Annotated in this window: 9 protein-coding genes; all 9 read left to right on the top strand. The window is 68.9% G+C overall.

Annotated elements, in window-relative coordinates; genetic code table 11:
* Positions 1-3: 3 nt before the first annotated feature.
* The 9 genes from DFR69_RS09850 to DFR69_RS09790 all read left to right on the top strand — a co-directional run bounded on the left by DFR69_RS09850 (position 4) and on the right by DFR69_RS09790 (position 7,702).
* Entirely contained in the window at positions 4-753 is a 750-nt protein-coding gene (locus DFR69_RS09850) for a toxin-antitoxin system YwqK family antitoxin (RefSeq protein WP_110037169.1), read from the top strand.
* Positions 754-768: 15 nt separating this feature from the next.
* On the top strand, positions 769-1,968 hold the full coding sequence (locus DFR69_RS09845; RefSeq protein WP_110037168.1) for an antitoxin YezG family protein: 1,200 nt from the start codon (positions 769-771) through the stop codon (positions 1,966-1,968).
* Positions 1,969-1,981: 13 nt separating this feature from the next.
* Complete coding sequence (locus tag DFR69_RS09840) at positions 1,982-2,458, top strand: YbaB/EbfC family nucleoid-associated protein (RefSeq protein ID WP_110037167.1); 477 nt, start codon at positions 1,982-1,984, stop codon at positions 2,456-2,458.
* A gap of 161 nt (positions 2,459-2,619) precedes the next feature.
* A complete protein-coding gene (locus tag DFR69_RS34385) occupies positions 2,620-4,452 on the top strand; it encodes a hypothetical protein (protein ID WP_167456211.1) in 1,833 nt (610 codons plus the stop codon).
* A complete protein-coding gene (locus DFR69_RS09810) occupies positions 4,449-5,231 on the top strand; it encodes an ESX secretion-associated protein EspG (protein WP_110037163.1) in 783 nt (260 codons plus the stop codon). Before DFR69_RS34385 ends, DFR69_RS09810 begins: the two co-directional genes overlap by 4 nt.
* Positions 5,232-5,260: 29 nt before the next feature.
* A complete protein-coding gene (locus tag DFR69_RS09805; protein ID WP_110037162.1) occupies positions 5,261-5,593 on the top strand; it encodes a hypothetical protein in 333 nt (110 codons plus the stop codon).
* Between the two features lie 24 nt (positions 5,594-5,617).
* A complete protein-coding gene (locus DFR69_RS09800) occupies positions 5,618-5,914 on the top strand; it encodes a YbaB/EbfC family nucleoid-associated protein (RefSeq protein ID WP_110037161.1) in 297 nt (98 codons plus the stop codon).
* Positions 5,915-6,014: 100 nt separating this feature from the next.
* Entirely contained in the window at positions 6,015-6,326 is a 312-nt protein-coding gene (locus DFR69_RS09795; protein ID WP_110037160.1) for a type VII secretion target, read from the top strand.
* Between the two features lie 2 nt (positions 6,327-6,328).
* Entirely contained in the window at positions 6,329-7,702 is a 1,374-nt protein-coding gene (locus DFR69_RS09790; protein WP_110037159.1) for a hypothetical protein, read from the top strand.
* Positions 7,703-7,708: the final 6 nt, after the last annotated feature.

Below are 7,708 nucleotides of genomic sequence, written 5' to 3'. Positions count from 1 at the left end.
CAGGTGAGTGACGATCCGATCGAACTGAGCGATCCGGACGTGGAGGTCGACGCGGCGACCGGCAAGTTGTCGTATCGGGGTGAGCCGTACAGCGGGGCGGTGACCATCACCCGTCCCGACGGCACCTGGCGCGAGTACTGGAGCTACGACGAGGGCGAGCGCGACGGCGACTGGTCCGGCTGGTACCCCGACGGCACCATGCGCTACAACGGCGAGTTCTACCGCAACCGCCCCGTGGGCACCTGGCAGGAGTGGTTCCCCGACGGCACCCGCAGGCTGGAGGACGTCTACGACATCGAGGGCACCCTGCTCACCCACTCGCACTGGAACGAGGCGGGCGAGCTGGTCGAATTCGAAGACGAGCGCACCCGCAAGGGCATCGCCGCCGACGCGGTCGCAGCCGACGACCCCGACCTGCGCTGGGACGACGAGCAGGCCCGCATGTACTACCGCGGCGCCCCGTTCACCGGTCAGGAGTTCCGCCGTCCGGCGCCGAGCAGCGCCATCACCGAGCTGTCCACCTACACCGACGGCTACCGCGACGGACCGATCCGCGGCTGGTACCTCGACGGAACCCCGCGCTACTCCGGTGAATACGCCGACCGGCGCGAAGCGGGCACGTGGCGCAGTTGGTTCCCGAGCGGGAACCCCAAAGAGGAGACCGTCTTCGGTCCCGGCGGCGCGCTGCTCACCCGCACGACATGGGACGAGACCGGCGCCGTTGTCGCGCGGTACGGCCAGAACCGGGATTAGGCAAAGGAGTACGCAGTGGCTGACGAGCTGGCCGGGGATCCCGATGTCGGATTCTCCCTCACCACGGTGATCGCCGACGACGACGGGATCCCCGAGCGGGCCGCCGCGCTGAGCCATCGCATCGCCAAAACACTGGCGGCGCTGGGCCCGCCGGGGTGGACCAAGGTGGAGGCGTCGTTCGCGATGACCGCGGCGGCCGAGGTGTCGATGGTCGTCTTCCACGACGAGCAGGAACGTTTCGCGCGGGTGTTCCCGAGCCCGGAACTGCTCGACCTGCTGCGCGAACACCGGCACGTGTCCGCGACGATGGGCGACGGGCCGTGGTGGCGCTACCTGCTCACCCTGACCAGCGCGGGCCGGATGGACGTCGACTTCGACTACGGCGACGAGCCGTTCCCCGACGACCAGCTCTTCCCGCCCACGGTGTACCGCACCGACATCGAGATCTACCCGCGCGACCGGCTGCCCGTCTGGCTGGCCGCCTACATCCACCACGAGAACCGGCAGCTGCGCGGTCCACTCGCCGCCGCCGAACAGGCGCGCGCCGACGCCGCCGCGGGTCGCAACCCGATCGGCTCCGCGCCGGACGTGGAGTTCCCCGCGCTCGACCTGATGGCCCGCCGGTGGGCGCTCATCGCCGCCGCGTTCGTGGCGGTCGGCTCCAAGTGGGGGCCGCGGGTGACCCCCGCGTTCCACGTGTTCGAGGGCTCGAAGTTCAGCGGCTCCACCCTCTGCCTGCTGCCAGGCGACCGCGCCGTGCTCTCCGGCGGAGTGTGGAACGCACCGGAACTCGACGCCGTCTACAACAAAGACCTGCCGATGCCGGACTTCTACCAGGGCGCGCCGGACTGGGTCGCCGCGCCGGTGATCAACCGCCGCGCGGAGAACGGGCTGCTCACCTTCTGCTACTGGTGGGAGGGCGGCCGCTGGTATCGCGGTGCCTCGCCGGGCGCCGACGCACTCGCGTCCGCCGTGCCGGGCATGTGGGACACCAGGACCGTTGTCGACGTGCTGACCGGTCTGCTCGGCGAGAAGGCTTCGCAGGCCCAGAAGGAAGCAGTCCTCGGACTGGTCGAGGCCGCCGAGCGCGCCGCCGTGGCGCGGGAAGCGTTCACCAGGGTCTTCCCCGCCGACGTCTACAACGTCGATTCCGCCTGGTTCGAGCTGAATCTCGCCGGTCTGCTCGGCACCCACACCGTCGGCCTGGCGAAGTGAGAGGACATCACCCATGACCAACGAACACGCCAAAGCGCAGATGGCCGACATCTTCGAGACGGTGCAGAAGCAGATGAAGGCGATCGCGCAGGTGCAGCAGGACCGCGCGAAGATCATCGCCAGCGCCACCGTGCGCAAACGGGTGACGGTGACCGTCAACGCCGACTACAAGGTGATCGAGACCAAGTTCACCCCCGACATCGACGACCTCACCTACACCGAGATCGCCAAGGCCGTCACCGAGGCCGCCCAGCAGGCCGCGGCCGAGGTCGCTCGCAAGACGCAGGAGCTGATGGCGCCGATCCAGAGCGAACGTTCCCGCCTGCCCAAGATCACCGAACTCGTCGACGACATGGACGGATTCGCGATCCCGCAGCCGGTCGAGGCCTCCCTCGAGCCCCCGAATTCGCCGGAGCGCGAACGACTCCCGTCCGATGAGGAGGACGGTTCGCGGGACCCCTCGCGCACCGCCACCGACGCAGGCTGGTGACCCGGATGCTCGCGCCCCCGCCACCGGCGGGATCGCCGCTGTACATGCGGAATTCATCTGACAGACCGTAGAATCGTTAGCAAGCCGTGCGAATCGGCGGTGTCCTGGGAGCGCCGCGCGGCGGGGCGGTGGTGATCAGGACGACAGGGAGGCTCTCGGACATGACACCGACTGGACCATCGGCGGCCCAACAGTGGTCGGGCCTACGCTCATCGGCTTCGGACGGGGCACTGATCCTCGAGCCGTCGGCGCTGCCGAATCTGGTGAACGCGGCCACCGATGCCAGGATCAAGGTGAACTCGGTCAAGCTGTCGACCGACCTGGTCGGACAGCTCGCCAGGTTCTCCTCGCTGGATTCGGGGCAGCAGCTGGCGAAACAGTTCTCGGACAAGGCCGGTGAGCTGGCGACCGTCCTCGGCAAGCACCAGACGATCCTCGACGACGTCGCCACCACCTTCATGGATGCGGCCAAGAGCTACAAAGGTGCCGACAACGCCAGCGAAGTCGACATGAACCAGCTGCGCACGACCATCGAGCAGAGCAAGTCCAAGGGCGACAAGGTCAACTCCTCCGCGCCTGTCACCGCCTTCCCTCCGGTGTCGCAGGGCGCACCCCCGTACCTCCCCGGCGTGACCACCAAGGTTCCGCCGCTCGTGCCGATGCCGGCCGCCGGCTCGGCGAACATTCCGAACGAGCTCACCAATGGCAAGAACTTCGATCCATCCAAGGTGACCGCGGAGAATCCTGGCTCCTACAGCTATGAGGAGCTCAACATGATCCGGATCTCCATCGAGGGCGTGCCCGCCAGATTGCGGACGGCGGCCGCGGACTGGACCTTGCTCAAGAACCAGGTGAAGCCGGCTTTCGACGACCTGAACACGAAGGTCGGTGACAGCTCGAAGAACTGGACGAGCCCGGGCGGTGCCACCCGGGCCAGGGCGGCCATGAACGCGTACCACGAAGGCAACCAGAAGCTGATCGAGCAGATGGGCCAGATTTCTGTCGCGCTGGAGTACGCGGCCGGGTGGCTCTCCGCTACGAAACAAGGGCTGGACAGCACGCTGTACATCCCGTCGTCTGTCCAGGCGAGCGAGCAGCAGGCTGCCAAGGAAGAGGCCGCGAAAAACGGGCGGAACGTGCTGATGTCGACCTACGTTCCCGGGGTCAATGCCACCTCGAGTCACATCGCCGCCTTGCCCGAGCCGACCGCGCCGACGTCCGGAGGTGGGACCGGCAACGGCAACGGCAATGGGAACGGCTCCGGAAACGGCAGCGGAAGTGGCTCAGGGTCGGGTTCGGGAAGCGGTTCTGGTTCGGGTTCTGGTTCGGGCGACACCTCCGCCGCGTTCAAGAAGGCGATGGCCGAACTGCAGCAACAGCAGTCCGGTAGTCAGTTGGGCAACGGCAGCGCGGACACCAACGGCAACGGCGGGCTCGGTTCGAACGGCTCGACGGGATCCGGCTCGGGTTCGGGTTCGTCCTCGACCGATCAGCTGACCTCGGCCCTGCAATCCGGCCTAGAACAGGCCAGTTCCGCCGCGCAGTCCGCGCTGGAACAGGCTTCCTCGGCGGCGGAACAGAGTTCGCTCGCGGGGATCCCGAGCGCGGCCGGGCTCAGCTCGCTGCAGGAACAGGCCAAGAAAGCGCTCAGCGCCGCAGGCAAGGGCGGTGGCGGTGGCGGCTCGGGTTCGGGCGGCGGTGGCGCGGGTGCGGGAGCTACTCCACTCTCTCCGAGTCTGGACAGCGCCTCCAAACTGTTCCCGCGCGCGTCGGCCACCGCCGGGATGGAATCCGCGTTCCGCGCGGGCGTCGCCTCGTCGGCCGCGGGTTCGCCGATGGGCGGTATGCCGATGGCGCCGATGGGTGGTGCCGGCGCCGGTGGGCAGGGCCAGCAAAAGGAGCACAAGCGCGCCGACTACCTCGACTCGGTGGAGCACCTGGACGAAGCGCTCGGCGATGCCCCGATCGTCGCCAGACCTGTGGTGGAACAGTGACGCCCACATGGGAATTCACCGGCGCGGAGTTCGAAGCGTTGTGGGCCGGGCTCGAAGCCGAGTACATGCCGGAGCCGTTCATCCACTCCAGTGAGCCGTGCTCGGCCGACGAAGCGGAGTTCGCGCTGAGGCAGGACTGGCTGACGATCAAGCGGCGCTGGGGTCATGAGCTCGACGACATCATCGGGGTGCTCACCAAACCCGATATCCGGGTGATCGTGCGTGGGTACGGCGGCGGCGAACGACTCACCGATCCCACGCTTTCGGTGCGCATGCTCGCGGTACGCAAAGGGGACGTCGGCTATCTCGTGCGCCAGCGTCCGGGCCGGACCCTGTATCACGCGGACGGATTCGTCATCACCCGGCACGACGCGCTGGCTCTCGGTGACGTTGTCGCGGGACAGCTGCCTGCGGCCGAACCGGGCCGCAGCCGGGAAATCACCCTCGACGAACCGGCCGACGGCCAGTTCGATCACTCCTACGGCCGCTCCCTCGTCCAGCACTACGACGACGACGCCGCGGTGCAGACGAAGACCTTTCAGCAGGCGAGCCTGGACCGCGACGGCTTCATCGATGTCGAACAGGGCTGGTCTCGATTCGGTCCGCGTGGCATCGTGAGACTGCGGCTCGGCTGGCGCGATCTGACCGACGACGGTCGCTACGTGATCGTGCCGGGCACACCGCCGGTCGCGGTGGGCGCCGATCGCAGGCGGGTGGTGTCGCTGATCAACAGCCAGATCGCGGAAGTTGTCAGAGCCATCAGGGATGATCGGGCGTAGTGATGGTCGGCCAGACGGGAGGGGGAGCCATGGACGAGTTTCCGACCGAATTCAGCGCGTCGTCGTTGACCGGCGCGATCGTGGTGCGCACGACCGAGCAGGGACTGCCGGTGGGGATCACCGTGGACGCCGATCAGTTACGGCGTGATCCGGGAGATCTGGCCGCCGAGATCCTGCGGTTGTGCCAGAAGTCGGCCAAGCGGGCCGGGCTCGCGCGGCGGAACCAGCTGGCGGAAGCGGGGTTCGATCCGGCGCTGCTCGCGGCGACCGGACTGCCCACCGAAGCCGAGGTCGCCGCGGCCGAGATCGTCGAGGAGCAGGAATACGACACCGAGCCCGACAGCTGGCTACGGTCGGTCTAGCGAGCGAGAGGGGAGGACACGGCGATGGTCGAAACCATGGACGAGCTGATCGCGAAGGTGCAGGGGCAGCTCTATCGCCTGCAGGATCTGGCCGAGGCGACCAATGACATCCGGGCACAGGAAACTTCGCCCGACGGCGCCGTCACGGTGACCGTCGACGGCGCGGGGGCGCTGGTCGGCCTGGAGCTCACCGGGGCGATCGCGAAGCTCTCACCCGCCGAATTCGAGCGGGTGCTGACCCAGACCGCACAGGCTGCCGCGCACCGCGCGTTCGGTGAACGCGCCGAGCTGGTGACGGCCTACAACCGAGCCGGCACGTGAGATTCAACTGATCTTCACCGCCGATTAGTGTGGCGCCGGTTTCCGACGGGTAGATAAAGTAACGAAACACCATGGGCTGTTTCGAGATTGGACGAGAGCCATGAATCACGTTGCGGTAGTTCCCGAGGCAGTTCGTGCGTACGCGGGTGCTTCGGCCACCATGGCGGCGGGGGTCGCCCAAGCCGGTGCGGTCGACCAGGCCGCCACCATGGCCGCCGCGGTGCCGGTGTTCGGCCTGATCGGGCAGGAATTCCTGCTGTCGTTCGCCTACGCGCAAGCCAATCACCTCACCTCGATGGCCGAGCTGGCCGCGGTACACGCGGGCACCGCGCTCACCGCGACCCAGGCCGCCGCGACCTATGAGGGCGCCGACGGCGCGTCCAAGCTGGGCATCGCGGCGGTCGATCAGTAGCCATGACCTACCCAGGGGGAGACTCGACCGGCGCGGCGGCGTCGGTCGATCCGACCGTGCTCGAACTGCTGCGCGGCAGTTCGCTGGCGCCGATGCTCGATCAGCCGGTGAGCCAGGTACTCAGCTCGATGGGCCTGCCGCAGCTGCCGCAGCTGCCCGAGTTCATCCAGCTGCCCGAGATGCCCGCGCTGCCGACGATCGACCTGACCGCGCTGATGCGCCCGCTCACCGACCTGGCGTCCGCGTTCGGCACCGGTGCGCTCGGCGGCACCAACTCCACCTCGGGCACCGGCACCTCGAGCAATCCCGCCGAGGCGCTGTCGAACATCAGCTCGGTGCTGGAGACGGTGATGTCGCTGGGCTCGACCGCGCTGCAGACGGTCATGCAGCTGTGGCAGAGCGCCGCGGCCACCGAGGCGACGAACAAGGCCACCAGTGCCCAGGCGGACGGCGCCAAGCTCGCCGCGCAGAGCACCCAGGAGAAAGCGGTGCTCACCCATGCGGCGGGCAACGTGGCGGTCGGTGGCGCCAAGCTGGCCGCGGTGATCGCGCGCTACTCGGCCACCCTGGCACTGGCCCCGCTCTACGCGGCGACGCCGGGCGGGCAGGCCGTACTGATCGCGGCGACCATGGAGGCGATGGCCGAGGGCCTGGCCATCACCGCCGAGACCAAGGCCGAGATGGTCGCGCGCAGTGGCGAGATGACGCAGGCAGGCGAGAAGGTCCAGGTGACCAACGCGCCGACGGGCGTCGACGCGAGCAGCGAGTCGCTGAGCCAGCTGATGAGCCTGATCTCCCCGCTGATCAGCACCGCGAGCACCGCGGCCTCGTCGCTGAGTTCCCTGGCCGGGCAGGTGAGTTCGCTCTCGACCAGCGCCACCGGCACCGGGGACTCGACCGCGACCGGCACCGAGATCTCCGGCACCGGCGCGGAATCGGCCGAGGAGCTGGCCGCCGCCGGTGGCGCGGGCGGTGGCGGCGGTGTGGTCGGTGGCATCGGCGCGATCGGTGGCGCGGGCGCGGCCTCCTCGCCGCTGAGTCCGTGGCAGGGCGGTCGCGGTGGCGGCGGTCTGTCCACGGTCGGCAGCACCGGCGCGGTCGCGGGCGCTGGCACCACCTCGGGCGGCACGAACATGACCACGGCATCGGCGAGCGGCGCGTCGCCGGGCTACATGCCGATGGGTGGCGCGGGCGCGGGCATGCCGATGGCGCGCGCGGTCGATGGCGGCGGCAACGAGGCCGTGCACTCGCAGCTGGTCACCGGCAACCACGGCGACGAGGTCGTCGGCCAGATCGCGGGGGTGGCGACCCCGGTCGTCGGCGCCGCCGAACCGGTGGGCACCGACGCGCCGCCGGACAAAGAACTCTCACTGTGACGCGGC

It is taken from the genome of Nocardia neocaledoniensis (assembly GCF_003182135.1).
Classification (GTDB): Bacteria; Actinomycetota; Actinomycetes; order Mycobacteriales; family Mycobacteriaceae; genus Nocardia; species Nocardia neocaledoniensis.
Note: the sequence above shows the minus strand (reverse complement) of the source record. Positions and strands in the feature narration are given on the sequence as shown.